General features: G+C 58.2%; 31 protein-coding genes and 3 pseudogenes. 14 read left to right on the top strand and 20 right to left on the bottom strand.

The window, feature by feature from the left end; translation table 11 throughout:
* Window positions 1-235: 235 nt before the first annotated feature.
* Complete coding sequence (locus DBIPINDM_RS41855) at window positions 236-682, bottom strand: MucR family transcriptional regulator (protein ID WP_258589802.1); 447 nt, start codon at window positions 680-682, stop codon at window positions 236-238.
* 269 nt (window positions 683-951) lie between these two features.
* Here DBIPINDM_RS41855 and DBIPINDM_RS41850 point away from each other — a divergent pair, with 269 nt between their 5' ends.
* On the top strand, window positions 952-1,359 hold the full coding sequence (locus DBIPINDM_RS41850) for a cbb3-type cytochrome c oxidase subunit I (RefSeq protein WP_258589801.1): 408 nt from the start codon (window positions 952-954) through the stop codon (window positions 1,357-1,359).
* 70 nt (window positions 1,360-1,429) lie between these two features.
* Here the strand turns inward: DBIPINDM_RS41850 and DBIPINDM_RS41845 are convergent, their stop codons facing one another.
* Window positions 1,430-1,672 (bottom strand): hypothetical protein, encoded by a 243-nt coding sequence (locus DBIPINDM_RS41845; RefSeq protein WP_258589800.1) that lies wholly within the window; start codon window positions 1,670-1,672, stop codon window positions 1,430-1,432.
* Window positions 1,669-1,827 carry a hypothetical protein gene (locus tag DBIPINDM_RS41840; RefSeq protein WP_258589799.1) on the bottom strand — a complete coding sequence of 53 codons (159 nt, stop codon included), beginning with the start codon at window positions 1,825-1,827 and terminating at the stop codon, window positions 1,669-1,671. The genes DBIPINDM_RS41845 and DBIPINDM_RS41840 overlap by 4 nt, the downstream gene beginning before the upstream one ends.
* Window positions 1,828-2,030: 203 nt before the next feature.
* Between DBIPINDM_RS41840 and DBIPINDM_RS41835 the strand changes: the two genes are divergently transcribed.
* The 3 genes from DBIPINDM_RS41835 to DBIPINDM_RS41825 all read left to right on the top strand — a co-directional run bounded on the left by DBIPINDM_RS41835 (window position 2,031) and on the right by DBIPINDM_RS41825 (window position 3,489).
* On the top strand, window positions 2,031-2,381 hold the full coding sequence (locus DBIPINDM_RS41835; RefSeq protein WP_258584610.1) for a transposase: 351 nt from the start codon (window positions 2,031-2,033) through the stop codon (window positions 2,379-2,381).
* A complete protein-coding gene (locus DBIPINDM_RS41830; RefSeq protein WP_258589462.1) occupies window positions 2,330-3,178 on the top strand; it encodes an IS3 family transposase in 849 nt (282 codons plus the stop codon). The genes DBIPINDM_RS41835 and DBIPINDM_RS41830 overlap by 52 nt, the downstream gene beginning before the upstream one ends.
* A gap of 89 nt (window positions 3,179-3,267) precedes the next feature.
* On the top strand, window positions 3,268-3,489 hold the full coding sequence (locus DBIPINDM_RS41825) for a hypothetical protein (protein ID WP_258589798.1): 222 nt from the start codon (window positions 3,268-3,270) through the stop codon (window positions 3,487-3,489).
* Here DBIPINDM_RS41825 and DBIPINDM_RS41820 read toward each other — a convergent pair.
* Window positions 3,486-3,650 (bottom strand): hypothetical protein, encoded by a 165-nt coding sequence (locus tag DBIPINDM_RS41820; RefSeq protein WP_258589797.1) that lies wholly within the window; start codon window positions 3,648-3,650, stop codon window positions 3,486-3,488. The genes DBIPINDM_RS41825 and DBIPINDM_RS41820 overlap by 4 nt on opposite strands.
* 91 nt (window positions 3,651-3,741) lie before the next feature.
* Between DBIPINDM_RS41820 and DBIPINDM_RS41815 the strand changes: the two genes are divergently transcribed.
* The 3 genes from DBIPINDM_RS41815 (at window position 3,742) to DBIPINDM_RS41805 (ending at window position 5,933) form a co-directional block, all read left to right on the top strand.
* A complete protein-coding gene (locus tag DBIPINDM_RS41815; RefSeq protein WP_258589796.1) occupies window positions 3,742-3,990 on the top strand; it encodes a hypothetical protein in 249 nt (82 codons plus the stop codon).
* Between the two features lie 221 nt (window positions 3,991-4,211).
* The gene (locus DBIPINDM_RS41810; protein WP_258589795.1) at window positions 4,212-4,793 is read left to right on the top strand and encodes a CatB-related O-acetyltransferase; all 582 of its coding nucleotides are present in this window, start codon (window positions 4,212-4,214) and stop codon (window positions 4,791-4,793) included.
* 438 nt (window positions 4,794-5,231) lie between these two features.
* Window positions 5,232-5,933: a GNAT family N-acetyltransferase gene (locus DBIPINDM_RS41805; protein ID WP_258589794.1), complete on the top strand. Its 702-nt coding sequence runs from the start codon at window positions 5,232-5,234 to the stop codon at window positions 5,931-5,933.
* A gap of 4 nt (window positions 5,934-5,937) precedes the next feature.
* Here DBIPINDM_RS41805 and DBIPINDM_RS41800 read toward each other — a convergent pair whose 3' ends face one another.
* From DBIPINDM_RS41800 to DBIPINDM_RS41780, 5 genes are all read right to left on the bottom strand, one after another.
* The gene (locus DBIPINDM_RS41800; protein WP_258589793.1) at window positions 5,938-6,603 is read right to left on the bottom strand and encodes an outer membrane protein; all 666 of its coding nucleotides are present in this window, start codon (window positions 6,601-6,603) and stop codon (window positions 5,938-5,940) included.
* A gap of 142 nt (window positions 6,604-6,745) precedes the next feature.
* Window positions 6,746-7,039 (bottom strand): DUF6074 family protein, encoded by a 294-nt coding sequence (locus tag DBIPINDM_RS41795; RefSeq protein WP_258589792.1) that lies wholly within the window; start codon window positions 7,037-7,039, stop codon window positions 6,746-6,748.
* 115 nt (window positions 7,040-7,154) lie between these two features.
* Window positions 7,155-7,670 carry a hypothetical protein gene (locus DBIPINDM_RS41790; protein ID WP_258589872.1) on the bottom strand — a complete coding sequence of 172 codons (516 nt, stop codon included), beginning with the start codon at window positions 7,668-7,670 and terminating at the stop codon, window positions 7,155-7,157.
* A complete protein-coding gene (locus tag DBIPINDM_RS41785) occupies window positions 7,670-7,870 on the bottom strand; it encodes a hypothetical protein (protein ID WP_258589791.1) in 201 nt (66 codons plus the stop codon). The genes DBIPINDM_RS41790 and DBIPINDM_RS41785 overlap by 1 nt, the downstream gene beginning before the upstream one ends.
* A complete protein-coding gene (locus tag DBIPINDM_RS41780; protein ID WP_258589790.1) occupies window positions 7,867-8,412 on the bottom strand; it encodes an HNH endonuclease signature motif containing protein in 546 nt (181 codons plus the stop codon). The genes DBIPINDM_RS41785 and DBIPINDM_RS41780 overlap by 4 nt, the downstream gene beginning before the upstream one ends.
* A gap of 161 nt (window positions 8,413-8,573) precedes the next feature.
* On the opposite strand from DBIPINDM_RS41780, the gene DBIPINDM_RS41775 reads away from it, so the two are divergent.
* On the top strand, window positions 8,574-8,843 hold the full coding sequence (locus tag DBIPINDM_RS41775; protein ID WP_258589789.1) for a hypothetical protein: 270 nt from the start codon (window positions 8,574-8,576) through the stop codon (window positions 8,841-8,843).
* 1,333 nt (window positions 8,844-10,176) lie between these two features.
* Here the strand turns inward: DBIPINDM_RS41775 and DBIPINDM_RS41770 are convergent.
* Window positions 10,177-10,467: a hypothetical protein gene (locus tag DBIPINDM_RS41770; RefSeq protein WP_258589788.1), complete on the bottom strand. Its 291-nt coding sequence runs from the start codon at window positions 10,465-10,467 to the stop codon at window positions 10,177-10,179.
* A 10-nt stretch (window positions 10,468-10,477) separates the two neighbouring features.
* Window positions 10,478-10,777: a hypothetical protein gene (locus tag DBIPINDM_RS41765; RefSeq protein ID WP_258589787.1), complete on the bottom strand. Its 300-nt coding sequence runs from the start codon at window positions 10,775-10,777 to the stop codon at window positions 10,478-10,480.
* Between the two features lie 262 nt (window positions 10,778-11,039).
* On the opposite strand from DBIPINDM_RS41765, the gene DBIPINDM_RS41760 reads away from it, so the two are divergent.
* From DBIPINDM_RS41760 to DBIPINDM_RS41745, 4 genes are all read left to right on the top strand, one after another.
* A complete protein-coding gene (locus DBIPINDM_RS41760) occupies window positions 11,040-11,474 on the top strand; it encodes a hypothetical protein (RefSeq protein WP_258589786.1) in 435 nt (144 codons plus the stop codon).
* A gap of 1,170 nt (window positions 11,475-12,644) precedes the next feature.
* The gene (locus tag DBIPINDM_RS41755; RefSeq protein ID WP_258589785.1) at window positions 12,645-13,037 is read left to right on the top strand and encodes a sugar 3,4-ketoisomerase; all 393 of its coding nucleotides are present in this window, start codon (window positions 12,645-12,647) and stop codon (window positions 13,035-13,037) included.
* 28 nt (window positions 13,038-13,065) lie between these two features.
* A complete protein-coding gene (locus DBIPINDM_RS41750; protein ID WP_258589784.1) occupies window positions 13,066-14,298 on the top strand; it encodes an FAD-dependent oxidoreductase in 1,233 nt (410 codons plus the stop codon).
* 1 nt (window position 14,299) lies between these two features.
* Window positions 14,300-15,181, top strand: coding sequence for a glycosyltransferase family 2 protein (locus DBIPINDM_RS41745; RefSeq protein WP_258589783.1), 882 nt, complete (start codon window positions 14,300-14,302; stop codon window positions 15,179-15,181).
* Between the two features lie 332 nt (window positions 15,182-15,513).
* Here the strand turns inward: DBIPINDM_RS41745 and DBIPINDM_RS41740 are convergent.
* Window positions 15,514-15,990, bottom strand: a pseudogene (locus DBIPINDM_RS41740) (integrase core domain-containing protein); the annotation flags it as partial.
* 78 nt (window positions 15,991-16,068) lie between these two features.
* Between DBIPINDM_RS41740 and DBIPINDM_RS41735 the strand changes: the two are divergent.
* Window positions 16,069-16,829, top strand: a protein-coding gene (locus DBIPINDM_RS41735; RefSeq protein ID WP_258589782.1) for an IS5 family transposase whose coding sequence is annotated in 2 segments (ribosomal slippage) — window positions 16,069-16,408 and window positions 16,408-16,829 — 762 coding nt in all. Because the reading frame shifts where the segments join, the coding sequence is not laid out codon by codon here.
* A 19-nt stretch (window positions 16,830-16,848) separates the two neighbouring features.
* Here the strand turns inward: DBIPINDM_RS41735 and DBIPINDM_RS41730 are convergent.
* Window positions 16,849-17,440 (bottom strand): annotated as a pseudogene (locus tag DBIPINDM_RS41730) (transposase); the annotation flags it as partial.
* Window positions 17,441-18,393: 953 nt separating this feature from the next.
* Between DBIPINDM_RS41730 and DBIPINDM_RS41725 the strand changes: the two are divergent.
* Window positions 18,394-18,558 (top strand): DUF3309 family protein, encoded by a 165-nt coding sequence (locus DBIPINDM_RS41725; protein ID WP_258589871.1) that lies wholly within the window; start codon window positions 18,394-18,396, stop codon window positions 18,556-18,558.
* Window positions 18,559-18,796: 238 nt separating this feature from the next.
* On the opposite strand, the gene DBIPINDM_RS41720 is transcribed toward DBIPINDM_RS41725, so the two are convergent.
* The 7 genes and pseudogenes from DBIPINDM_RS41720 to DBIPINDM_RS41690 all read right to left on the bottom strand — a co-directional run bounded on the left by DBIPINDM_RS41720 (window position 18,797) and on the right by DBIPINDM_RS41690 (window position 24,043).
* A complete protein-coding gene (locus DBIPINDM_RS41720) occupies window positions 18,797-18,982 on the bottom strand; it encodes a hypothetical protein (RefSeq protein ID WP_258589781.1) in 186 nt (61 codons plus the stop codon).
* Between the two features lie 693 nt (window positions 18,983-19,675).
* A complete protein-coding gene (locus tag DBIPINDM_RS41715; protein ID WP_258589780.1) occupies window positions 19,676-19,882 on the bottom strand; it encodes a hypothetical protein in 207 nt (68 codons plus the stop codon).
* Window positions 19,883-19,992: 110 nt separating this feature from the next.
* Complete coding sequence (locus tag DBIPINDM_RS41710) at window positions 19,993-20,400, bottom strand: SOS response-associated peptidase (RefSeq protein ID WP_258589779.1); 408 nt, start codon at window positions 20,398-20,400, stop codon at window positions 19,993-19,995.
* A gap of 77 nt (window positions 20,401-20,477) precedes the next feature.
* The gene (locus DBIPINDM_RS41705; RefSeq protein ID WP_258589870.1) at window positions 20,478-20,663 is read right to left on the bottom strand and encodes a hypothetical protein; all 186 of its coding nucleotides are present in this window, start codon (window positions 20,661-20,663) and stop codon (window positions 20,478-20,480) included.
* Window positions 20,664-21,180: 517 nt separating this feature from the next.
* Complete coding sequence (locus DBIPINDM_RS41700) at window positions 21,181-21,936, bottom strand: alkaline phosphatase family protein (protein ID WP_258589778.1); 756 nt, start codon at window positions 21,934-21,936, stop codon at window positions 21,181-21,183.
* Between the two features lie 627 nt (window positions 21,937-22,563).
* Window positions 22,564-22,868 (bottom strand): annotated as a pseudogene (locus DBIPINDM_RS41695) (IS110 family transposase); the annotation flags it as partial.
* A gap of 415 nt (window positions 22,869-23,283) precedes the next feature.
* Window positions 23,284-24,043, bottom strand: a protein-coding gene (locus DBIPINDM_RS41690) for an IS5 family transposase (RefSeq protein ID WP_258589777.1) whose coding sequence is annotated in 2 segments (ribosomal slippage) — window positions 23,284-23,704 and window positions 23,703-24,043 — 762 coding nt in all. Because the reading frame shifts where the segments join, the coding sequence is not laid out codon by codon here.
* Between the last annotated feature and the right edge of the window lie 567 nt (window positions 24,044-24,610).

Genomic DNA, 24,610 nt, shown 5'->3' with positions numbered 1-24,610 from the left:
AAACCCCGGCAGCCTGCCGCCAGTAACAACAACGGTATCGGAGACGCAAAGGTTGCGTGGGATCGAGAGGGTCACGCCGTCAGCCAAATAAGTGCTTCCCGCTAAGCCCTGGGCTTAAAAAGGCCGGCGCCGTCCAGGAGAGGGTTGCCTGAATGGCGCCGGCCAGACGGTCCTCTTCAGGTCCGCCGCACTCCAGATATAGCTGAGTCTTGACATTGCGTCAGGTGGTGGCGGACTACACTTTGGCTTTTCGCTTCGCAGGCGCGTTTTTGATCGGCGTGGCTTTACGGCCAAGGCCACTTGCTTTCGCCAGTGCCGACCGAGCTGCGGCATAGTTCGGCGCTACCATGGGATAGTCACGGGCCAATCCCCATTTGGCGCGGTATTGATCGGGAGTCATGCCCAGCAAGCCGAGATGGCGCTTCATCGACTTGAATTTGCGACCATCTTCCAGGCTTACGATGTAATCGGGGAACACCGACTTCTTCGGATTGACCGCAGGGGTGGGCGCTACGACAGAAGGCACCCCCGGCCCGCCGAGACCCGACAGCGACGAGTGAACGGATGCAATTAGGTCCGGCAGGCCAGTAGCCGGCACGGGGTTCTTGCTTACGTAGGCGGAGACAATATCTGCGGTTAGCTCGATGAGTTCGGCCGCGCTGGTGTCAGTATCGTCGGTCATTGGCTGATTGGTCCCTTGTTCGCTGGAGAGCTATTACTTTAGGGACTTCAACGGCGCAACGCTCTTCGCGACTCGATAGTCGGCGAAGTCGGCGAAGCGATCGCCCTTCAGGATGAAGCGCCCGCTGATCCCGATGATAGCCCCTGCAAAGCGAAAGCCCGCCACTGTGAGGCGGCGCCTGTGTGGATGGCTTTGATCTTGATTCTATCGCCTTTTTAGGAAACCCTAATATCGCCGCGTTAGAATCGGCATTCAGGGGAGCAACTGTCATGCCGAAGGTTTCGGATCTGTTCTTTAAGACGGCCGTCGTTTGGCTCATTCTGGGCATTTGCGCCGGCTTGCAAATGGCGATTTCGGGCGACCACAGCGCCTTTCCGGCGCATGCGCACATCAATCTGCTCGGATGGGTCACAAGCGCAATCTTCGGCGGCTACTGCGCCCTTAACCCGGCAAAGGCAGAGCGGAAACTCGCAATGGTCCACTACGGCCTCTACAACGTCGGCTTGGTGGTGATGTTGCCAGCGCTGTATTTGATGCTGCAAGGCAATACCGCTCTTGAGCCGGTCGTCGCTGTCGGCTCGCTGATCGTGGCAGCTGCGGTGCTGCTTTTCGCCTTCGTGGTTTTCTCAAGTGCCAGCGTGCGCTCGGCGTCTGAGTTATCGCCGGCCACGCGCTGAATCGGCCGCTTAACGAAGATTGGCCCGCTGCCGTGAGGCAGCGGGCATCAAGTGTCCAAAGGGCAATTGATCAGTGCTGAAGACCCTCATGGCTTTCGAGGGCATCGAGCACTGGTGCGAGCAGTTCCCGAGCTGCGGCGAGAGCGCCTTTAATGCTGCCCGCCGTTTCGGCAAACGTGTAGGCATTGGCTTCGCCGCCGTTCTGGATGCTCCAAGCGGCTGTTTCGCAGAGATACATGATTGCCGTTGCCTGAATGCAGCAATCCACGATTTGCGCGGCTGTCATGTCCCGGTGGTCGATAAGGCGGCTCATGCAGCACCGCCTTCCGAAGCCTTAACCGCGGCTTCCAATGCCTCGACCGGCAGGAACGACCAGAGCAGCGCGTCGATATCTTCGGACTGGAGGTCGCCATATCGACCGGTCGCGAATTCCAGTAGGAAAGCGGCCTTGACGCGGCACTCTTCCATGGTCGTGCAGCGATAGTCGCAGACGGCGTTCAGGGCCGAGCGCTCTGCGTCGGAAGCCTCGTTGCGCTCGTTGATCGCCTGTTCAAGGCCAACGTGTCAAACGGCTTCCAAAACTGACCCTCGATTGGAGTGGGCCCCTCGGGCCGGACAGGATGGTTTTCGGTAATTGACCGGGCAGCCGGGCTTTCAGAGGATGAAGGCCCATGGCAAAGCACCGAACCCACAGCGTCGAGTTCAAGCGGCAGGTTTCGCAGGAGTATTTCGGCGGCGAGACCCTGCATGCCCTCTCGAAGCGACACGACATCTCACGCAATCTGATCCGGATATGGGTCGAGAAGTTTCAGGCGGGCGCTCTCGATGAGGATGCCGCAGCTGCTGATCTTCTCCAGGCTTATGAGGCGCGCATTGCCGCGCTCGAACGGCTCGTCGGAAAACAGGCTCTGGAACTGGAGTTTCTAAAGGGGGCTCTGCATGCGGGACCGCGGCAGAGAAACGGGCCTACATCCGCGACCACCGGTCCCATGGTCTCTCCGTCGCCGAAGGATGCCGGCTGATGGGCCTCTCGCGTTCGACCTACTACGACCGTCCGGAGAAGACGGCCGACGACACCGCGATCGTCGAAGCGATCGCAGCGATCTGTGACGAGTTCGAGCACTATGGCTGGCGCCGTGTCCGCGCCGCTCTTCGGCAAAAAGGCATGATCGTCAATCACAAGAAGATCCGCCGCCTGATGCGCGAGCATGACCTTCAGCCGAGAATGCGCCAGCGCTACACGGTGACCACGGATAGCGATCACAATCAGCCGATCTTCCCGAACCTCGCCCGGGACATCATCTGCGATGGGCCGAACCAACTCTGGGTGGCCGACATCACATACGTCACCGTCGTCGGCGGCTTTGCCTATGTTGCCGTTGTCCTGGATGCCTGGTCGCGGCGGGTTGTCGGATACGCCATCAGCCGCTCGATCGACGCGCGGCTGACGCTGGCGGCTTTGACCGCCGCAGTCGAAGGACGCAAACCGCCACCCGGCTGCGTGCATCATTCCGATCGCGGATCACAATATGCCGCGACAGCCTATCGCGATCACCTTGCCGCCCACGGCCTGGTCGGTTCCATGGGCCGGCGCGGCAATCCCTACGACAATGCAAAGGCGGAAAGCTTCATGAAGACGCTCAAAGTCGAGGCCGTCTATCCAATGGCCTTCGAGACGTTCGCCGATGTCATCGAACACCTTCCGCATTTCATTGACGAGGTCTACAACCGTCGACGGCTTCACTCAGCACTCGGCTATCTCAGTCCAATGCAATTCGAGGATCAACACACCCGGCAAACGGTCAAATCAGCGGCCTGACACTGTCCGGCCCGAGGGGCCCACTCCATTATGGGGTCAATTTTGCACGCCGTTTCACAGGTGTCCCGACAGCATAGACGGTTGGTCGCATGGCCTTCGGCGGATCGTGCGCGCGAAGACTGTCCATCCGAGGGCGCCAGAACGTTCGCGGCGCCTGTACGGATCTTCATGGACTACGGATCTCGCTGTCGCGCGCGGCTATCACGGTTGCGATGATCGCCAGCGTCGTCTGGCGTCGGCAGCGGGATATGCTCGGCATGGCCGCTTCGCTTCTGATCGGCGGCCTTGGCGCCTATATCCTGTTGCTCTAGCGCTTCTTCACCTTCGGCGTGATCTCCTCGACCCGCACCTTGTCGCCGATCTCGTTCGCCGTCGCCAAGGCCTTTTCCTTGTCCTTGGTGGTCAGCACGGTCCGCCAGTGCGGCTTCTCGAAGATGCTGACGACGTAGGTTGTGGCCGGCTTGTTCGTCATCGTTCGGCCATGCGCTCCTTCGTTCGCATGTTGCCCCGATATTAGCATGAGCGCTTATCTTTGCCATGCGGCGCCTAGAGCGGAGGCCCAAATGGGCGGCTATAAGCCCTGGCATGATGCTATTCACGACCATCAGGTCGAATGTTTCGCTTCGGAGAACGGTTTGACTGCGGACCTGGTCTGGGAGTTGATCCTAAAACACGGTAACAGCCGCAAGGCCTTGATCAAAGCTGCGCAGGGTTTAAAAGGTGATGTCAGGCAACACGGCCGATCAGCACCCTACTCCCCTGTGGAGCCGACGCCGCCCCTGACGATGAGCGTGGGCCGACGAAAGCAATAGCCGGCTTGCCCCGAAGGAAGCCCTAAGTCGTTGGGCCCGCCGAGAGACACCAACGAAATCTCAGCGAACCAGCGCGCCTGGGCGTGAGGGACGCAATATGCGACCAACTCTCTACGAGCCTGCTATCCACAAAGCTGCCAGAAATCGTCAAGCGCGCTCTTGCAGGGTCGAAGCTTGCGGCGCATACCGGCCGTTGCGGAAGGTTTAAGTAGGGGCACAGTATGTCGAAGTTTTCTATGTGGTGGCGCAATAGACGCCATCCAATCCCCAAGAGCGCTATAATAGGCCGCTGGACCTATGGCATAGACGACGGTCTGAAGTTCCATGGATGCGGGCCAGGATCCCCGATTGAGATTGGCTCCTTTTGCTCAATTGCTGCCGAGGTCATGTTCCTATGCAGTGGAAACCATCCAACAGACTGCGCGACGACTTCCTTCGTCCACTCGAACATGATGGGCAAGCCCTCGCCGATGGATCGCAGCGGCAGGCGCGGCATAAAGATCGGTAACGATGTCTGGGTCGGCCGAAGAGCACTGGTTCTGCCTGGGGTGAATATCGGCCATGGTGGCGTTGTAGCGGCGCAGGCGACTGTTACAAAAGACGTTCCGCCGTATACGGTAGTCGGCGGCAATCCCGCCAGCATCATCCGCCATCGCTTCCCTGAAGAAACCATCACCAAGATGCTGGCGATCCGCTGGTGGGACTGGGACGATGAAAAGATCAAACAGGAAGCCGATGCGTTGACCGGGCCGATCGATGCTTTCGTGGCGAGGCATTTCAAGCCAACGCTGCTCGCCAGTTGAAAGCCCGCGCTTCTCGGCCAGAGGTGCGCGGGCCGATCGGAGGCCCGATCTTCAGCAGGACGATGGAGGGCACCACCTGCCGCACGCATCAACTTTTAGCGAAGCCTAATGTTCCGTCAAGTTTGGCTTCTGTGCTGGGTCCGGCGCCTCTGCTTTGCTTCGCCTCGGTCGCTACGATACCCAGGGCCAGCGTGCCTATCGTCAAGATGCTGAACTGCAAACGTTTCATTCCCAATCTAACCGTCTTTTCCCCATACTCACAAGGCTACCCGCAATGCCAGCAGCCTGATGAAGGGTGACGGGCTCGCCTGTCGAGTTCGCTCCCCTCCTATGTTTGAGCAATACGCGCTCAATGGCACAATTAGGCGTGTATTGGCTCTAGCCTTGAGTTTGTTTTCTGGTGACATTGGTGGGTAAAAAATTGAAGTGAGACCCACAATGCCCAAGATGCCTCAGTACGGCCAGCGCGTAGGCTTGGCACCAATCGCAGCGGCTCCACGGCCGATATTGGTTGATCGATCCGGCGAAAATTGTCGGATCCGGACCTTGCGACAAGTTGAAGTGGACGAGCGCTTCACTCGCTGGCTTGCCGATCCTGCTGTCGCCGCCGGGTTAAACATGCCCGGTGCGGCAATGGGGCTCGATTGGTTTCGCTCCTATGTCGGTACCTTTGACAACGTATGGCGCAACTTGCAGGCAATCCGGCTGCTCGACGACGAGCCGATTGGCTTGATCATGACCGAGATCGATCCGCGTCATCGCAACGGGTCGCTGCATCTGATCGTCGGCGATAAAGCACAACGAAAGCTCCAGATCTCATTCGAAGCAACTCGCCTCGCCATCTGGCATATGTTTGTCGAACGCAAATTGGAAAAGTTGACGTTCGAGCCGCTAGCACGGAATCAAGCAGCAGTGATGGCCTGCCGACTTGGAATGCTGCGCCAGGAAGGCGAACTATTGTCTCATCGACTGGACGCAAAAACGGGCGAACGCCTCGATCAGTTGATCTTTGCGTTGACCTTGGACGAGTTCAAAAAGCGCGTGCGGGCGATTCCGACCCTTCCGGTTTTTGAGGGGCCGGGATTGTCACGCAACTTCGTGCGCGATGCAGCCAGGTCGTTCGGTCGCAAACCAACTTAGCCCGCTAGAAGTGGTACGAAATTCCGAAATTCAAGGTGCCAAAAGACGGCTTGAACGTCACCTGGTCGGCGCCATTGCCACCGACATGGACGTCACTGAACAAATAGTGGACGTACTCTGTCTTCAGCGACCATTGAGAAGCGAACGCGTATTCGACGCCTGCACCAAACGCACCGCCGACTTTAGTCGTGTTGACGTTATCGGTCCCACCGAAAATCCCGGTTGTTGACGAGGAAGCCGCTATGCGGGCGACGGCAATGCCGCCGGTGCCGTACAGCAAAAACTGATCCGACGCCAAGAAACCTGCTCGTGCGCGTGCAGATGCTACCCAGGTCACATCGTAATTGTACGAGTGGGTCTTTCCTCCGAAAATCGGGTCGGTGACGATATGTGACGAATTCTGATCGTGAAAACCAAGGAAATCGAAATTTGCGACGCCGCCATAAACGAACTGGCCAGCCTGCCAATCGTGGCCAGCGTAGACGCCACCTATGAACGCCGTGTTGTCGAAATCCGAACTGCCAACGGACGAGGGGCCATCGAATCCGGGACGCGAAAATCCGGCACCCAGCTCTGCGCCCGCGTAATATCCTGTCCAGTTGCCGTCCTGAGCATTCGCCGGTGCAGCCAGAGCAGCCAGAGCGACCGTCGCATAGAAGATTTTGATCATGAATCATCCCAACCCGTTGGTTCGACCATAATCGATATAGCATTGAAATGCTGTAGTAATACCGTCACAGTCGCCGCCGATATGTGCTGGAGTTCGGAGCGGCGATCTTTGTCGGGCCGGCAGGAGGGCAGCTCCGTTGTCCTCATGCAGCCGTGTCTCCTGGCTGGCTCCCGCGATACGTTAGGCGGATCATCTCAAGCTGAACCTCTGACCAGAAGGCACCGAGCTGTTCATTCTGCTCGTCTTCGGGAATGCCGGCCCGGGCCAGCGAGCGCAGCATGGCGACGGTCACCTGGTCGCGGTAGGAGGATGCTGCCCTGTCAGTTCGCTTGTCCAGCATCTTGGCGGTCACATCACGGATGCGACCGACGCGCTTGACCATCGGGAACAGGATGACTTGGCAAGGCGGCGACCAATCAAACAGGTTCGGCTGCATACTCGCCTCCCGCCGTATAGGTCTGGTAGGATAAGGATGTCACGAAAACCATGACGGTTGGTCTTGAGAAAACTCCAATTTCGTCATGCTTTTTGGGACAGGGTTGTCACGGTTTTCATGACAGGGCCGCCTTTTTCGTCATGTTTATAAGGACAGGGCCGTCACGGTTTTCATGACGGGGTTTTGTTTTTCGGCCGTTGGCTCCGCGCGGGTTGTTGGCGCTGGAGCCTTGGACTGGAAAATCGCGCCCCGGTCGCCATTCGCGATAGAGTTTTCTCCCATCCTGCTGCTTGTCCGTCCCTGGCATCTTGATCTCAGTGATCTCGTAGGACGGGGACTTGGCGGCGCCTTCCACCCCGAGGCAAGCGGGTTCGGTTTGGAAGAGGAAGCCCTTGCGTTGTAGGTCCCGAAACCCTTCAGCCGCAGTGTCAGGCTGCACGCCCATACAGGCAGCAGCCTGCCGAACGCTCAGCCTGATTTTGCCGTTGTTGTTGGCATCGGGGCCGCGCCATTCGAGCTTGACCCACAAATACAGCGCTTGAGCCGTGGATGAGAGAGCGCGCCATGCAGGCTCTTCCATTGTATGGCGGATGAGCTTCGTGAAGTGTTCGCCAAGATGTTTCGGCTTCATCACGTCGCCCTCGCCCGGATCAGGGCCGCCTGCCGGCAGGCCTCAACCGCTTCTTTGAGCGGCAAGGCGAACCGTTCCTGCAATTGCGGGACAACAGCCTTGCCACGATCAGCAGAGCCGGTTGCAAGCCATTGTGCAGCCTCAGCCACTACGTCCCGTAGCGGCGGAATGTCTGGCTTGATTGCGCCCCCGTCGTTCATAGGGCGCCTCCTTCACTGGAGGCTGCAAACTCGCCATAGTGGTGGCGTTCTGCCTCTTGCCGAGCTGATATCGCGTCGGATTTGTCCTCGAAGTGGCCAAGTTTTACGATCTGGCTGTCGAGACCGATAAACGCCTGCCATTTCTTTCGGCTCGCGATGAAGGACACACCAACCGTACCGCTGGAATTGGTTTTCCCCGGCTTGCGGTTCCTGGCGTTTTGCAGCGGCGTTGCCTCGCGGAGGTTCTTCCACCGGTTGTCGGCGCGCATGCCATTTCGATGGTCGACAAGATGCTTCGGCCATCTGCCTGTCATCATCAGCCAGATGACGCGATGCGCCCTGTACAACCGATAATCGATCTCAACTTGCTGGTAACCATCAGCAGTGCGAGTGCCCGCCAGCGCTCCGCTACGGCATCCCCTGGCCAAGCGCCAGTTGAGGGCGCCAGTTTCGGGATCGTAGATCAGCAATTCACGAGCGCGTTCCGCAATGAGTGCCGGCTGTCTTTTCCGATATTCGGCAATGCTTGTTTTCCGGGCCATCAGCGCACCCCCAATCCTGCCATGCGGCAGACTTCGAATGCGGTGGCCAGGGGGAGGCAAGCTAGAGAAGCAAAGACCGCGCGGCTAAGGGAGCAGTGACTCAAGGAGGCGACTGAAACCGTGTTGCTGGAACTCAATTCGGCGAGCGAGCTTAAGGCTCTATGAGCGCACGCGGGATCAACTTCTTGGACAGATGGCTGGCCACCAACGTCCCTGAGACGACGAAGGCGGATGTCATTTCCGTTGACGAACTCACCCACAAGCTGATTGCGGATGCCAAGGCGCTCGGCATCAAGCGCGGCGAAATCGATGAAGAGGTCGACAGCCTCTACCGCACCATTCTCGATGCCATTGTGCACTACGACGCCGGCCTTCGAGGGAACTTTAAGTCAGGAAAGAAGCTTATTAGCCATGGGCACACGCGGGGTTGAAATCTTAGCCAAACCGGTCGCACAGGACCATCTGTCCGATGATCCAGTGGTGGCAATGCATATATCAAACAGGATTTTAAAGGCGGCCGAGACGGCTACGCCTACGAAGTCAGAGCGGGCAGAGGCGACAGTGGAGGATGGACGTCCAATCAATAGAATTGGGGTTGTTCCAGACAACGACGGCTCACTGCACAATGAAATTGCCAATCCTCTAATCGGTGTGAGCGTGACAGCCTACCACAGTGACTTTTTCCCCGTCTTTTTACTCCTGGCTGTCTATACACTGTTTGCGTTCGGTGCGGCTCTAGTCCTCCTTCTGGGGTGGATCGCGCATACTGCCTAGAAGGCTAGAAAATGCGAAATTGGAGCCAAACGAAGGATAAGGGCGCAATTGGAACCAGTTGCATCGGACGGGAACAAATCGAGGCCGACCAGTGGCCCACCAATCGGATTCTCCTAACAGGACCTGAGCACGCGCGGCACAGACTTTTTGTACAAATGGTTTGTCGCCAACGTCCTCGACACGGTCGGCGCCGACGGTTGACGGAACATTAGCAATCTCTAACTAGTTTTGCTTCCGGCACGCGATGCTTAACACTTCATCGTTGCCGGAGATCGGGATTTTCACCGGCCCCGATCGGCCCGCGCCTCCCGCAAGTGGCGCGGGCTTCCAATCCGTTACTGGAGACGCAATGCCCGACCAGTCGGCCACAACCTATGTCGTGAGCGTGTTTGCTGGCTAAAGCGGTCGGCCCGGCAATCCTGTCCCAAGGCAGTGTAGGCATGTGACGGTCTTTCCAGGGCAGCGTTTTCGGTACGTGCCTGGCGGACAGCATTTGCCGTTTGAGGCTACCCATTCGCTGCAATCAAAAACTTTACCCGCGCCCTGGCATCGAGGGCATCGAAACTGTCTGAAATCTGCCAAGGCGGCCCCGTTCTGCTCCACCCCCTAGAGTCCAGCAACGCGGAAGTAGGTGAGTTAGTTTCACCTAAAATACGCCACCTTTCCGAACACTGGCACTCCAGCGCCGCCGCCATTCTCGGGGATGAAACTCGCCCATCCCGGCGCGAGCCGACACGGGCTTTTTGTTCAGCCAACGTTGCGTGCAGATAGGCGCGCATTGCCTTCGAGCGGATCGCCTTGACGTCGATCTCGGCAGGCACATGAAGCTTGTAGGGCTCGGCCTCGCCGCGAGCGACGGCGAGCGCTTCCCTAAGCGACCAAACGGATTGGTGTGCGCCGCTTTTTTGTGCTCCGAAACCATACAATGGCAAGCGCTTTGAAGAACGGCAGCTTGTGCGTGCGCGTAAACCTTGGCGTCCTCTTCGGCGGTCAGATAGAGGTTTGCCATGGTCTTGGTAAGCTCCTCAGGATCGAACCGCTGTTGAATTCTTTGTGGGTCATTAGCAACTCAGCAGCTCGGATCTGGGGGCTGGTGATTGGCGCAAAATCCGCGTTCGCTAGAACCTCCAATATCCGGCGCGCACCCACTGCCGTTTGGCGGTTAACGAGGCCGCTGATTGTTGCAATGGCGATTGTTTCACGAGCGCGATATTTCGAGGCGGCCGGCGGCGTAGTGATAACCTTTATGCCGGCTCTGGCGCACACCAATTCAACCGTCATGGCATCCTCGTCACCAGATGCGACTGCTGCCTGATGAAGCTGAAGCGGGGTAATTCCGACCCCGCTGGGTATTCTGGCCAACGAACGCGGCCGCCTGCGCCTGGTTGTCAGGTGCATCGACAATCATCACCGGTATCATGCCAACATGCGGATTGCTCGCCGCTGCAATGGCGGTGTGCTGGCCATCGAGGACTTTCAAAACAGTCGCACCGTTTTCGTCGAGAGCGTAGGCGCATACCGGAGGCTTGAATTTCGTCCAACAGAACTGCTCGACGATCTTGCGGATTTGCTTACGTCCGCGCTCGCTCACTTGGCGCTGGTAGCTGTGATCTACGTAGCGTTGTCGGGTCTACGCGCTCGCAAATCGGCTCGCCAGTCTGCGGTAAATTCGGCGAAAGGTCTGTGATCTTGATAGCGTGTATCGGCTTCAACTTTTCCATGGGACTGCCTTCTGCGAACGCCCTTCCTGGGCAGGACCGCACACTCACGAGCGGGTAAGAAAGGGTTCGCAGGAGGGCGGACCAATCGCCACTTTACCAAAGTCGACCCCACAGAATCCTTGCTAACAACCCATGGATGGCCGAAAATTTGGTGAAGGAATGGTTGACGGCCATTGCCAGCATGATCTTTTCCGGCACAGTTTCGTGAGCCTTCCAAGCGGGCAAAAACTCACCTTGGCCGATATCAGCCGCTTCGCGAGGAGATGGACAATCAGGACCTTCATCAACGGAACAGAGGATGAAACCGTACGTTCTGTGTTGAACAAGGGAGCAAACGAAATGATACGCAAAATCGCAATCGCTACGGCGCTTATCAGTCAGTTTACTATGTCGGCTTTTGGGGCCACCGAACAGTGGTGGGTGGCGAAAGACGCGGTCTCGAAGCAGTGTGAGGTTGTCACGAAGAAGCCAGACGGGACCCTTGTGATCGACCTGGCGAAGACCACATACAAAAGCGAGGCGGAAGCGAATGCTGCAATGAAAAAAATGCCACGCTGCAAGAAATAATTATATTCGACGAATTATCTGACCGGTTCAAACGATCTTGAACGTACTATCGTCGATCTGTACGATGTCAAAGCCTTGCAACGTGCTTTACTTTTTCGACCCCTTTGCCGATTGAGGCGGCCCGCTTACCGGCCGCAATTCTACAATCGTAAGGCGCTCGATAACGGTATGCGCAGTCCCGTCATCGGCTTTCGCTTGGAAGCGGCCCGATTCAACCCGGACCCGCGTTGTCTTTGTGCCACCGATGTTCGGTAATTGCCGCGTACTTCCTTATGATGTCTGCCGTGCGATCGAGCCAACTTTCTTCGCTCTCAAACTGTCCACGGAAGCGAGCCGGCTCGTACCGGGTCATCATGCCGGCGTCGTCAAGGACCACAACAGTTTCCCGGTCGGTTAAGTCTTGGACCGAATAGATGCGGTCGGTCCCTTGTCAGATTAGGAGCTCCTTCCGGCACAAGCCAGCTCACCGGAAGCCCGGCCACAGACCCTAGAACCGGTGGCAAACCAAGAGAGGTAGCCAGTTGCTCGCCAATGAGCACGCCAGAAACAGCGCCACCACCATGCCCCTCCCCTGCCGCCGCGCCTGTTTGGTTGATCAGCTTAAGTCGCTTCGTCTTATCGGCGGGGAAGTATCCGCGCTCTTCTGCCTATTTAGCGACATCCAAAGTACCTAATCGGTACTGAGTCGATATTACTTATATGTTACTTTGATGGATCAAAATACGCACTGTGGAGGCTGGGCACGAGGCTCGGCGGCGAAACAGGCAGACGCGCCGTCCATGATCCACGCCGCAGATCCTTCTGACCGCTCCTCGGGCGTATTCGCCGACAATGTCTGCGTTTGGGAACAGGGCTATATGCTGGTTCTTGCGATTGAGCCGAGGCGCGCCTGACCGGCGACTTGGGGGCCGAAAGCGGACTGTCGGTTGGAACCCATCCGGCGAAATTAAGCCAGGGCGATGCCGAAGCCGTTCAATGAAATGCTGGTTCTGTTCCGACAAATCCCACGCTCCGCCGGAAGCTGTGCGCCGATGCCGCCGGGAGGCCACACGCCCACGTTCGACTATCGTGCATCGGCCAATCCCAAAATACGGTCTAGAGTTGTAGTTTATGCTTTTTGAAAGCGCTTATCCTTTGTACACTTCACCAGTGTCTTGGGGAGCCTACGTCATGAAGCATCAGACGTTCTTGGGTGGCATGGTGGCGCAAATTCCCACCACGATGCAATGCGACCCCAGGGGCATGCTGACGGCCATCGAGTTCGGCAGCTACAATTTTCGTGCTGTGCGGGCGTTCGTCGTCACCGCGCCGCTTGGCACGTCGCGGGGTGGACACGCTCACCGCTTGGGCCGGCAAGTGATGATGCAGCTGTCGGGTGAGATCGGCATCGAATTCCGCTATCAGGGGCAGGTCGAGCGGATGTCACTTACTGCATCGAACCGGGCGGTCCTGGTCGAAGCTGAGGTCTGGGCACGGCAAACATATGAGGGCGAGAACCCGTCCCTGCTGGTCTTCTGCGAGACCGGATACGACCCCGAAAACTACGTGTTGGACCCAGTCTGACAACCCCCGGACAAGGAGAGACCGCGACGTGCGCCAGCAAGTGAAGGCGGTTCGTGGCACAATGGCCATTCTCGGCGCCGGAATCATGGGCGTCAGCCTCGCTGTCATGATGGCGCGCCGAGGCTACTCGGTCTCCCTCTTCGACAAGGAGCACGAGCCGCTGGCCTGTGCCAGCCGCTGGAATGAGGGTAAAATCCACCTCGGCTATCTTTACGGCGCCGATCCCTCGCTACTGACCGCCCGGCACCTGCTTTCGGGGGGACTCTGCTTCGGTAGGCTCGTCTCCGAATTGATCGGGTCGGATCTAGAATCGCACACGACATTCTCGGACGATATCTATCTGGTCCACCGCGACTCAATCGTCGGCGCCGAGGCGCTAGGAACAATTTTTGAACGCCTGGATGTCTTATTGCACAGCCATGCCGACGCCGCCCACTATTTAGTTGATGTATCAGCGGCGCGCTCGAAAAGGCTCTCCAAAGGGGAATTGGCAAATATCACGGGCTCGGAGCAGGTCGTTGCCGGCTTCCAGGTTCCAGAGCGATCCGTCAACACGCGCTGGATTGCCGACAGGCTTTGCGAGGTGGTTAAGGGTGAACCCAATATCAGCTTGCGGATGGCCGCCAAGATTCTGTCGGCACAGCCGACGGACGGGATTACCGGCCAGTGGCGCGTTGCGATCGAAGGTGAGAAAACCGAGTCGTTCGACATCGTCGTCAATTGTCTGTGGGAAGGGCGATTGGCTGTCGATCGAACCGCCGGCCTTGAGCCGGTCCCGGGTTGGTCGCACAGACACCGCCTTTGCCTCTTTGGCCGCACCAGGCAGCCGGTTGATGTGCCGTGCGCGGTTGTCGCGCTTGGCCCGTTTGGCGACATAAAGAACTACGACGGACGCAGCTTCTATCTCTCGTGGTACCCAAGCGGCCTCTTTTTGGAGAGCGGCGAATTGTCGATCGAAACGCCCATCGCATTGGATGCCACAGCACAGCAGTGCTTCATCGATGATGTTCGGGCCAAGCTCACCGAGCTTGTACCGAATGTGTCCAGCATGTTCAACGACGCCGAAGAGCTAGAAGTGCGTGGGGGCTTCGTGTTTGCACAGGGCCGCGGTTCGCTCAGCGATCCGAAAGCCACTATCCATCGTCGAAATCAATTCGGGGTCAACCGCTTAGGCGGCTATATTTCAGTCGACACGGGGAAATATTCGACGGCGCCGTGGCTCGCAAACAGCTTGGCAAGGCAGATGTGCGGGGTGGAATGAAGTGGATAAGATCGAACAGATTCGCGCTCGTCAGACCAAGTCCGGCTGGCGGCCGAAGGTCACCGCCCTGGTGCCCTGCTACAACTCGTCAGCGTTCATTTCGCGGACGTTGGACAGCCTTGCCGCCCAAACGTGGGATAATATCGAAATCTTGATCGGCGATGACAATTCGACAGATGCGACGTTTGAGATCGTTTCGGCATTCGCAAGCGCCCGTGATGACGTCCGAATCCTGCGCCGAAACCAGAATCTCGGATGGCTGAAAAATTCCAACGACCTCATGGCCAATGCCACCGGCGAATTGATGTTCTTCGCCTTTCATGACGACATCATCGATCCAACCTATGTGGAAACGCTGGTACTGGCACTCGATGACAATACCGACGCAGTGCTCTCGTTTAGTGACGTCGAGGTGATCGAAGTCAGCGGCGAGCATGCTATATCGAAGTTCGATTTCCTATCGGGCTTGCAGGGAAGTTTTGCCCGTGGGCGGTTGATGGTGCGACTGCCGCACGGATGGTGGGTTCCCAACCGTGGGCTGTTCAGGGCATGGGCGTTCCAACGCAGCGGGGGGATCAAGCCTAACAGCCAGGGCGAATACTGTGCCGATTGGACCTGGCTTCTGCATCTGTCGCTGCTTGGCGGCTTTGTCCGCGTACCGGAAGTCCTCTGTCATAAATACTACCAGCCGGACAGCATCAGCAAGCGCTGGGACCACAATAGAGACCAACGCAAGGCCTTGCGGGGAGCAGGTATGAGGGAGGTGTGGCATAGCGAAGTCGGCCTCGCACAAAGAGCATTCCTTGCCGCCTACATTGCCTTGCAGCCGTGGCGATGGCTGCAACGGTTGCGACGGGCGCAAAGAAAGATAACAGGACGGTAGTGCACGTGCCCTTCGGGGACGCCCGTGAGCAGCCGGCGCGCGGTTGCTCGACCACCGTCGACCCGTCGTGAACACTGGCACCGGAGCGGGCGCTGACGCGAGGCCGGTGTTTGATGGAGACGCACCGGCAGACCAGGCCGTTGCTGCCTTTCAATCGGCGCGTCTCGGCAGCGGCAAGACCCGCAATCGACGCCTATGGCCAAAGCCTGACCTATTTGCGCAGGGTGACCTGCCACTGTTTCTGTTATGCCGTTTGGCGCGGGTAAAGCAACCGGCGGAGGCGCGGAGCCTTCGATCGGCGCAGCGTCGGAGCCGGTTGCGGTGATGACCTAGGCATAGGCTGCCGGGGTCTGGTAGCCAAGCGAGGAATGTGGCCTGGCGGTGTTGAAGTCCTCCCTCCATTCGGCGATGGCGCTGCGAGCGTGGTCGAGGCCGAAGAACAGGCTCTCGTTCAACAGCTCGTCGCGCATCCAGCCGTTGAAACTCTCGACATAACCGTTCTGCATCGGCTTGCCCGGCGCGATGTAGTGCCATTCGATCCTGTAATCCTTCGACCATGCAAGGATGGCGTTCGAGGTGAACTCGGCGCCATGGTCGGAGACGATCATGCCCGGCTTGCCGCGGTGGACGATCAGTTCCGTCAGTTCACGCGCCACCCGGCGGCCGGAGATCGAGGTGTCCGGGATCGCGGCCAGGCATTCGCGCGTCACGTCGTCGACGATGTTGAGCACGCGGAACCTCCGGCCGCAGGCGAACTGGTCATGCACGAAATCCCGCGACCAGCGCGCGTTCGGCTTTGCCTCGACTAGGGCGTAGTGACGATTTAAGGTTTGGGGATTCCCGTTTGGGAGCAAATCAGATTCAACGCTGACTTTTGGAGGTCAGCGATGGATTGCGATGCGCTTCGGGATGATCAGTGGGATCGGATCAAAGGTTTGGTGCCCGGAGGAACCAGGGGCAAGCGAGGTCCCAGGACGAACAACCGGTTGTTTTTGGATGCGCTGCTCTGGATGGCGCGCTCGGGCGGTCGCTGGCGTGATCTGCCGGAAAGGCTTAGCAACCACGCTATAGTGAAGCGGCGCTATTATCGCTGGATCGAGATGGGCGTGCTCGACGACATGTTGGCGGTCCTGGCACGCGAAGCCGATCTTGAATGGCTGATGATCGACTCGACCATCGTGCGAGCGCATCAGCACGCCGCTGGCGCGCGCAAGGCAAAAGGGGGGCGGATGCCCAAGGCTTGGGTCGGTCTCGGGGCGGGTTAAGCACCAAGATCCATGCAGCCGGCGATGCGCTCGGGCTACCGGTGCGCCTGATCGCCAGCCCCGGACAGCGCAACGATATCGCCTTTGCCCATGATCTCGTCGATGGCTTCGAGGCTGGGGCCACGATCGCCGACAAGGGCTATGACGCCGACCACCTGCACGAAAAGATCGCTGAAACGGGAGCCGAAATCGTCATCCCACCGAAACGCAACCGCAAGGTCCAACGTCCCTACAACACTCACCTCTACAAAGAGCGCAACATCATCGAGCGCTTCTTCAACAAGCTCAAACAGTTCCGCCGTGTCGCAACCCGCTACGACAAGCTGCTGGCCAACTTCATGGGCTTCGTTAAACTCGCCGCCATCGCTATCTGGCTCAGATAGTTAAATCGTCACTACGCCCTAGGATCGGCGCCCGCGTGCCGACCGCTCGCCGCCTTGCCCGGCGCTTGCGCACCGTCAGGCCCTCCTCGCGGTAGAGCCGATAGATGCGGTTGACCCCAGATACCTCGCCCTCGCGCCTGAGCAGGATGAACAGCCGCCGGTAGCCAAAGCGTCGGCGCTCGTTGGCGAGGTCACGCAACCTGCCGCGCAACTGCGTCTCGGGTGGACGCCGGGACCGGTAGCGGATCATCTTGCGATCAGCGCCCACAAGGAACAGGCCCGACGCTCCGACAAGCCCATGACGGCCTGCAGATGCGCGACGGCTTCGCGCTTGACGGCGGGCCCTACCATTTTTTTGACAGAAGCTCACGCAGCGCCGAGGCTTCGAGCATCTGGTCGGCGAGCAACTTCTTCAGCTTGGCGTTCTCGTCTTCCAGGGCCTTCAGCCGCTTGGCGTCGGAGACATCCATGCCGCCATACTTGGCCTTCCAGTTATACAGCGTCGCCTCCGAGATCCCATGCTTGCGGGCCAGATCGCCCGCCTTTGCACCGTCCTCATGCTCGCGCAGAACCGCAATGATCTGCTCTTCCGTGAACCGCTTTCTCTTCATCAGTCCGTCCTTCAATCAAGGGCCGGACTCTAATCTCAGATGGAGGAAAATCTCAGTGGCAGGTCAAGGTCGTCCGACATGGCTGCAGACGCCGCATTGATGGCGCCCCTCGATACCGACGCACCGTTCAGTAGGAGACCGCGTTGGTGCAAGCCCGGCAAGTGCGTGATCATAGCGCTCGACTAGAGTTTCTTGATTGTCGCCGCGGCTTTGTTTGTCGCTTCTTTGGCCGCTGATTCCACGTCTCCAACCGCCTTTTGCACCTTGCCCTTGGCCTTCTGGGCCGCACCCTCAGCCTGAAGCCTATCGTTTCCGACCGCCTTGCCAACGCCGGCACCCGTCACCCGCTTCCGGCAGTCACTCTCATTAGGACAACGCTCAGATGTGCCGGGCCAATAACGGCATCCAAGGCAGTTGCATCGGGCACGTTTCCAACATCGGAACATATCACCGCCACAACGTGGAGAACAATTCCGGTGCTCATCCGCTTCTCATGAGCCATGTTCGGAATTGCCATTCGGGCGGATGGCATAGTAGCTGTCCTTTGACGGCAGCCTCACCGCAAACGGAGCGGCAAGCCGCCCGGTCTCGAATAGCCCCGAGTGGTGGCTTCGCCGCCAACTTCATGCCGTCGCCACCATCGTCGGTATCCTCCATACAGCATCGTCGCGGTTGGCGCCCGCACGGCGCCTCACACACGACGAGATCCGTTGAGGGGAAATACGGTTGGGACCTCCTGCAACAGATACTCAACCGGAATATCAGGTCGTGACCACGCACCCCTCCAAGCGACGCACGCGCGATATCCCGCAGCCCCTGCTCGAGCGCACGCGCTCCGCCCAGCCAACACATGTGGGCGGGAAACCGGATTGCCTGACGACGTTTATCGTGATCAACATGCAGTAGCCACGGTGTTGAGTATGCGCGGCAGCACAACCATGAGAGGGTACACGATGGGTCTCGGCACTATCCTAATCATAATTCTTGTTATTGCGTTGCTGGGCGGCTTCAGCGGCCTGGGCGGCGGCCCGTTCTACGGCACCGGCTACTATGGCGGCGGCGGCCTTGGCCTGATTCTGATCGTCATCATTGTTCTGGTTGTCCTGGGGCGAATTTAACTTTCTTGATTTGCTCAAGCCCGTCGTTTCGAAAGATGCGACGGGCTTTCTGGTGCGCGAGATCATCCCTTCAACATCGCTATTGGCGCGATGATCGAATCATGATCACGCTGTGTGATGTCGATATGCCTAGTGTGCGCCTTCTTCCATTTTGCGCGAATTCTATGTCGATGGGTGGCATGTGCCGTTGCTTGATTGAGCAAGACTGCGCGGGGGTCGTCGTTCAGTGAACCGACGCTTAAGGCAGGGTGAGATGGCGGGCTTTCCAGGGCATGCCCCAACGTGTGAAACGGCAGCAAATTATTGAGAGTTGACGGCCGATGGGCGCCATTATTCCTCTGCTGATTGGCGCCACGAACCAGGCGAGTTTTTTGTTGGCCAGGTCGGCGACATTGATGCAAATTTCCAGCAGCGCGACCGGCAAGCGGCTGATGTCTCCCGTAACCGCTGCGATGGCAATCGCAGCATAGTTCGCTGCTCGAAAGTGAATGTCCGGTTGGTGACGCGCCCAGCCTCCATTCCTTCATACGTCCGGATTGGCACGCCCAAGTGCTCGGGCATCAGCGCCTGTGCGACGCCGACGTTGGGCTGGTAGTTGGCAATTGCAATCTTTGCGATGTTCATTGAAGCAGCCTCGCTGTTCCGCTACATGCGGCACCGGGTGAGGTTTGGACCCCCACCCGGTGGTGGGTTTACCGGCCGCCAGCGCAACAGCAGGCTTAATCGGCCAAGAAAGGCTTTCCTTGCCCGCTGGTTTGACTCGAACCCGTGAGCAGTTCACGGACCCAGTTGAGCAGGTCGAGGCGGTCGCGGTATTGGTGTCGTCGTCCCGTACTGCATGATAAGCCCGTTGAAAGCGTTCCAAAACGCGGTCGGTGAATTGAGGATCAGTTGCGCTGATCTCTTGGACTATACAGGTCACCAGGATCGCTATCCCCACCTTGGTGTCCTGCAATTGGTCGTCCATAGTGCTGGTCATCATCACTTCCCTGGAGATACAGGCACCAAAGGACCGCGTTCGACACCCATCAAGTGCCACGGACCCCAATTCCATGCCTCCGGGTTTTGAGCAATTTTGTAAAAGCTCAGCAATATTCAGAACACTTTGCCTCGGCTTTTACTCCGCAGCCCATTCGGTGCGCCATTTGCCGTCGATGCTCTGGGCTAGGACCTCTGCCTCGTAGCCACGGGACGCGGCGCCCTTCGCGGCTTTGATTGCTGCCACGACCGCGGCTACGTTCGAACTATACGCACAGTCCTTGCCATCGTAACCGACCTTCCAGAGGTCAACCTTCTTGAAGACATAGTACTTCGCGTTCGCCATTGGTTCCCTCAGCAAGGGCACATTGCGCATCGCGCATGCAGCAAACCATGGCGGTGACCTCTCTTCAAAGCCCTGCACCACTCAGACAGTACGGGGAAACTATCGCGGATTCAAGCGGTCGTCGTCGACGGTATTTTTCCCAGATGCCGGCCAGAGCGAACGGCTCGCCCGATTTCATGGCGATCGCGTAGGGCTGTTTCGTCGTTCGACTGGCACCGGCGCGAGGCATAGGCTTTGCGAAACATGCTATTGGTCGCGATGGTCTCGCAACGCACATTGACGGGCGGCGGCTTGCCACCGTCGCGAGCCCAGCCGGGCACCAATCCCTGTTTGGCCGAGACGAAGCCGGCCATGCTAATGGAGAGTTCTTCGCGGATGATGGTCGGATATGCATCAGCGGGCCGGCCGTTCCGGACGGGGAAGCGATTACTCAATCTATCGAAGTCGCCAGGATCGGCGAACTCGAACCGCCGCACAATATCGGCGATTGTAGATTTGACGAAAACGCGTCCACACATCTGCGCACCGGCCTATCACGTCAGGGAAGCCCAAAATGGGAACGGGTCGGGAACGAGTCAAGGCGTGCCCCTGGACGTTATTCCGGCAAGCCGGGGTCATAGTGCACGATAGCGTCCAGGATCGTGCGATAAAGGCTGTCGACTTCCTCATCGATTTCTATGCGCTTAATGCCGACCGCCACGGCGCCGTTCAACAGTCGGTTGGTCAGTTCATCGACCGAGATGACATCCGCCTTCGTCGTCTCTGGAACGTTGTTGGCCAGCTATTGGTCGAGGAAGTTTATCCCGCGTGTACTTTGCCGGATCGTCAAGCGCGGATGTATTGCCAGCGGCGAGCGCTGAGCCATTCATCATTGCAAGCGCAATCGCGCCCATCTGAGCATCTTGGTGTTCATTTGAATATCTCCCTTCGTCCACTCAAACGTGACCCTAAGAGCAACGTGCCTCCCCGAACCCCAGTTCCAGCGCGGGCAAAGGCTTATTTTAGCAAGGTCTTGACCAAGGCGGATGGGGTTCGCGATGCCAGTAAACGCGGGCCGATTAGGGCGGCCTCCGATCTTGAGCAGGCCAGCGCAGTACCTGCCCCGATGGACATTTAAGGACGGCTAATGGCTCGTCAAGTCGGTTCTGGTCGTCGATCGAAGTTCGGACGATCTGTACCGGAATCGGATGATTGTCGAGTACGGGTATCGGCAACTCGCAACCACGTTTCGTCAACGGTGTGGCCCATCAGCCGCAGTGGCGAGGATCGCTCGAATCTTGCCCGCTTTGGAGAAAATGCTAACGTCGGCTCCAACCAACGTCGATGACCCCCCTGGAGGCGCTGATGCCGAGGGGTGATATTGTCTCTATCTCTTCAATAGTACGCAAAACCGCATAGTGGTCGATCTTCTCAGAATAGTGTCCTGGCTCGATTCCAAAGCCATAAAATGCAGTAAATATGTGATTTTTGGCATTAGAATCGTCCTCGTCGAATGTTACTACCAAAAGGCTTTTGTTTTTCTTTGCCCACCTGGCATACCCACCGAGGTGAGTTTTCAGCCATGCATCACCTTGCTGTACCGTGCCATCATGCATGTCATTTATGAGATTGGGGATAACGAAACTGACAGCGGGCAGATTTGCGTAGTCGACGGGAAAGTCCGTCAATGGCTTCTCAAATTCCTTCGCGCCTGAATAGGACTCCCAAGGATTGTGCTTTCGCGGTGATCCGGCCTCGACGTATCCTGCAAAGGTTTTACCGTGTGCACGAAGGCGACTGGCCAAGTTGGGCGCCACGACGACGTAATCGCCATCGTCATTGATGTTTTGGGTCGAGCCGCTAAAGAGCGCGAAGTAATTTGGCTCGCTCGGATGAGCGACCGCATACGACTGGTCGAACACGGCGCCACCCTTTAATAGCTCTGTCAAATAGGCGGCTGCCCCCGGATGCACAATCTGAGCGAAGGAGTGGTTCTCCATGATGACAACAACGACGTGGTCGTATTTCGGAGGCGTCCTCGATGAGGCAGCAGCCGTGGATGCTTTGATCCCCACAATGCTGATTGCCAGGAGAGCCCCGACGACAGCCGTCGAACTGAGGGTAACAACAGTGTGCCAGCGGCGCCGGACCTCCTGACACAACTTAACGGTCGCAGCGCGCTCCGGGCCTAGTCCGGCACCCGTCTGCGTCTGTGCGCCACACCCGCTAAATAGCATGTTGCGAGGAAGGCCTTGAGATGACAGATGGATCTGCTTCGGCCCGGGCGAGGTGCACGTGCTTCTCAAAGAGAGCAAGCTTCGCGGGATAGGTAATCCGGATCTCGCGTCGGCATCCCTCGCACTGGTATTTAGAAATGACCTGGAACCAGCTGCCAGTTTTTACAAGGCCGAATTTGCATTGCGGGCATTCGAAAGTAAGACTGACCGAAGTCAGCCTCTGCGTGAGTGGCATTGCACTGCTCCCCAATAGACACCCACCCAAACTATCGGGACCCGGAAACGTTCCGCAGCTGGCGTCGGTCCGTTTCAAGGCGCCGCTCCAAGCTGAACACCGTGTCGTTCCAGTGATGCCCTTTCGTTGGTTAGCGCATATTGTGCATTGTTCCGGCCTTCCCCGACATGCCCCCGGTGAAACCCGACGGCTTGGTAAGGGTCGACCTTGCGAATGGCTGCCGGGCCGGTCCTCGATCGCCGTGCTGAAGCTGAGTCGGTGATGGGACCGACGCCGGGATCATCATGAAGCGGCGGCACAACTCATCGCGCATGGCGAACTGCACCACGAACCTGTGAAGGACGAGATACTCTGCATCAGGCCAAGCGTCATTGCATCGCCGGCGACGGCCTCGAGCACGGCCTTTGCAAAGCCGCCGCGGCCGGTCTACCCGAGCCGGATGCCGAACGCCTTCAGCGAGTGGCGGATGGCGTTCTCCAGGTCGAGGAACTTGGCCTTGGTTGCGCCGGTGCGTCAGCAGAAGCCGCATTCGGTGGCGCCTTCGCAGCAGTTGTCGTCCGGGTGGGTTTTATGTCCTCGGCGCACATGGAAAACAAATGCGCTGCGGAAGGGGATCCCTCGAGGACTTGAAAGCCACGGTTTCCATCGCGCCGAGCCGCCCATATATGAAGTAGTGAACTGCCTCTAAATGAGGTATATAAGCGAAGCCGAGATGAAGAGTCGGTAGGGCTACCTTGTCGTCCCGCTGCGCTAGAAGCAGTAAATTTGGGTCCGGTAATCCGATGATGCAGGCGGCTATGCAGGCTCTACAATAGGCGGAAACGAGCTTGTATCGAGAACGATCCCTGGTGACACCACGAAGCCAGCCTAGAGAACAGTCGACTTAGTCCAATGCTGACCTGAGGCAGGCGAAACGATGCCAATCAAACTAGGGCGTAGTGACGATTTAACTATCTAAGCCAGATAGCGATGGCGGCGAGTTTAACGAAGCCCATGAAGTTGGCCAGCAGCTTGTCGTAGCGGGTTGCGACACGGCGGAACTGTTTGAGCTTGTTGAAGAAGCGCTCGATGATGTTGCGCTCTTTGTAGAGGTGAGTGTTGTAGGGACGTTGGACCTTGCGGTTGCGTTTCGGTGGGATGACGATTTCGGCTCCCGTTTCAGCGATCTTTTCGTGCAGGTGGTCGGCGTCATAGCCCTTGTCGGCGATCGTGGCCCCAGCCTCGAAGCCATCGACGAGATCATGGGCAAAGGCGATATCGTTGCGCTGTCCGGGGCTGGCGATCAGGCGCACCGGTAGCCCGAGCGCATCGCCGGCTGCATGGATCTTGGTGCTTAACCCGCCCCGAGACCGACCCAAGCCTTGGGCATCCGCCCCCTTTTGCCTTGCGCGCGCCAGCGGCGTGCTGATGCGCTCGCACGATGGTCGAGTCGATCATCAGCCATTCAAGATCGGCTTCGCGTGCCAGGACCGCCAACATGTCGTCGAGCACGCCCATCTCGATCCAGCGATAATAGCGCCGCTTCACTATAGCGTGGTTGCCAAGCCTTTCCGGCAGATCACGCCAGCGACCGCCCGAGCGCGCCATCCAGAGCAGCGCATCCAAAAACAACCGGTTGTTCGTCCTGGGACCTCGCTTGCCCCTGGTTCCTCCGGGCACCAAACCTTTGATCCGATCCCACTGATCATCCCGAAGCGCATCGCAATCCATCGCTGACCTCCAAAAGTCAGCGTTGAATCTGATTTGCTCCCAAACGGGAATCCCCAAACCTTAAATCGTCACTACGCCCTAGTAACGATCATTCGTCATGCCGAAAGGCCGATCCCAGGTGGTCCTGACCTCGGGGTTACCGAACAGGGCGAAAGTGATCCTTCGTCCTTGACTATGCGCGGCTGGCAACGCGCAGGAGGCCTTTCTAGATTTTTTTACGATCCGCCTCTTAGCCAAACCAGCGTCAATTGTTGCGTCGGGCACGGTCAAAAGAGACGATTCCGGCACTCGGAGCAAGCGGCCTAGCCAGACAATCACTCCACTGGCAAGGCGCCTTGGCCTTGAACCGGATGTCACTCATTCAAAGGGCCAAGAGCAGTCAGCGGCGGATGCCATCCGCACGGCTCAATCACCGGTATTGGTTAGCTGGCAACACGAGTCTATTCCCGCTCTGACGGCTGCGCTTGTCGGTGGCACAGGGACCGCTCCGCAATCATGGCCCGACGACGATTTCGACAGCATCTGGGTCCTGGAAGCAGGCGAGGCAAATGTCTGGTCTTTCTCGCG

It is taken from the genome of Mesorhizobium sp. AR02 (assembly GCF_024746835.1).
Lineage (GTDB): Bacteria > Pseudomonadota > Alphaproteobacteria > Rhizobiales > Rhizobiaceae > Mesorhizobium.
The sequence above is the reverse complement of the archived record's forward strand: the minus strand, read 5'-3'. Positions and strand labels throughout refer to the sequence as shown.

What these genes read in the sequence shown, in the direction of transcription:
- DBIPINDM_RS41855 (WP_258589802.1), bottom strand. Translation starts at nt 682, where the DNA reads ATGACCGACGATACTGACACCAGCGCGGCCGAACTCATCGAGCTAACC.
- DBIPINDM_RS41850 (WP_258589801.1), top strand. Translation starts at nt 952, where the DNA reads ATGCCGAAGGTTTCGGATCTGTTCTTTAAGACGGCCGTCGTTTGGCTC.
- DBIPINDM_RS41845 (WP_258589800.1), bottom strand. Translation starts at nt 1,672, where the DNA reads ATGAGCCGCCTTATCGACCACCGGGACATGACAGCCGCGCAAATCGTG.
- DBIPINDM_RS41840 (WP_258589799.1), bottom strand. Translation starts at nt 1,827, where the DNA reads ATGGAAGAGTGCCGCGTCAAGGCCGCTTTCCTACTGGAATTCGCGACC.
- DBIPINDM_RS41835 (WP_258584610.1), top strand. Translation starts at nt 2,031, where the DNA reads ATGGCAAAGCACCGAACCCACAGCGTCGAGTTCAAGCGGCAGGTTTCG.
- DBIPINDM_RS41825 (WP_258589798.1), top strand. Translation starts at nt 3,268, where the DNA reads ATGGCCTTCGGCGGATCGTGCGCGCGAAGACTGTCCATCCGAGGGCGC.
- DBIPINDM_RS41820 (WP_258589797.1), bottom strand. Translation starts at nt 3,650, where the DNA reads ATGACGAACAAGCCGGCCACAACCTACGTCGTCAGCATCTTCGAGAAG.
- DBIPINDM_RS41815 (WP_258589796.1), top strand. Translation starts at nt 3,742, where the DNA reads ATGGGCGGCTATAAGCCCTGGCATGATGCTATTCACGACCATCAGGTC.
- DBIPINDM_RS41810 (WP_258589795.1), top strand. Translation starts at nt 4,212, where the DNA reads ATGTCGAAGTTTTCTATGTGGTGGCGCAATAGACGCCATCCAATCCCC.
- DBIPINDM_RS41805 (WP_258589794.1), top strand. Translation starts at nt 5,232, where the DNA reads ATGCCCAAGATGCCTCAGTACGGCCAGCGCGTAGGCTTGGCACCAATC.
- DBIPINDM_RS41800 (WP_258589793.1), bottom strand. Translation starts at nt 6,603, where the DNA reads ATGATCAAAATCTTCTATGCGACGGTCGCTCTGGCTGCTCTGGCTGCA.
- DBIPINDM_RS41795 (WP_258589792.1), bottom strand. Translation starts at nt 7,039, where the DNA reads ATGCAGCCGAACCTGTTTGATTGGTCGCCGCCTTGCCAAGTCATCCTG.
- DBIPINDM_RS41790 (WP_258589872.1), bottom strand. Translation starts at nt 7,670, where the DNA reads ATGAAGCCGAAACATCTTGGCGAACACTTCACGAAGCTCATCCGCCAT.
- DBIPINDM_RS41785 (WP_258589791.1), bottom strand. Translation starts at nt 7,870, where the DNA reads ATGAACGACGGGGGCGCAATCAAGCCAGACATTCCGCCGCTACGGGAC.
- DBIPINDM_RS41780 (WP_258589790.1), bottom strand. Translation starts at nt 8,412, where the DNA reads ATGGCCCGGAAAACAAGCATTGCCGAATATCGGAAAAGACAGCCGGCA.
- DBIPINDM_RS41775 (WP_258589789.1), top strand. Translation starts at nt 8,574, where the DNA reads ATGAGCGCACGCGGGATCAACTTCTTGGACAGATGGCTGGCCACCAAC.
- DBIPINDM_RS41770 (WP_258589788.1), bottom strand. Translation starts at nt 10,467, where the DNA reads ATGACGGTTGAATTGGTGTGCGCCAGAGCCGGCATAAAGGTTATCACT.
- DBIPINDM_RS41760 (WP_258589786.1), top strand. Translation starts at nt 11,040, where the DNA reads ATGGATGGCCGAAAATTTGGTGAAGGAATGGTTGACGGCCATTGCCAG.
- DBIPINDM_RS41755 (WP_258589785.1), top strand. Translation starts at nt 12,645, where the DNA reads ATGAAGCATCAGACGTTCTTGGGTGGCATGGTGGCGCAAATTCCCACC.
- DBIPINDM_RS41725 (WP_258589871.1), top strand. Translation starts at nt 18,394, where the DNA reads ATGGGTCTCGGCACTATCCTAATCATAATTCTTGTTATTGCGTTGCTG.
- DBIPINDM_RS41715 (WP_258589780.1), bottom strand. Translation starts at nt 19,882, where the DNA reads ATGGCGAACGCGAAGTACTATGTCTTCAAGAAGGTTGACCTCTGGAAG.
- DBIPINDM_RS41710 (WP_258589779.1), bottom strand. Translation starts at nt 20,400, where the DNA reads ATGTGTGGACGCGTTTTCGTCAAATCTACAATCGCCGATATTGTGCGG.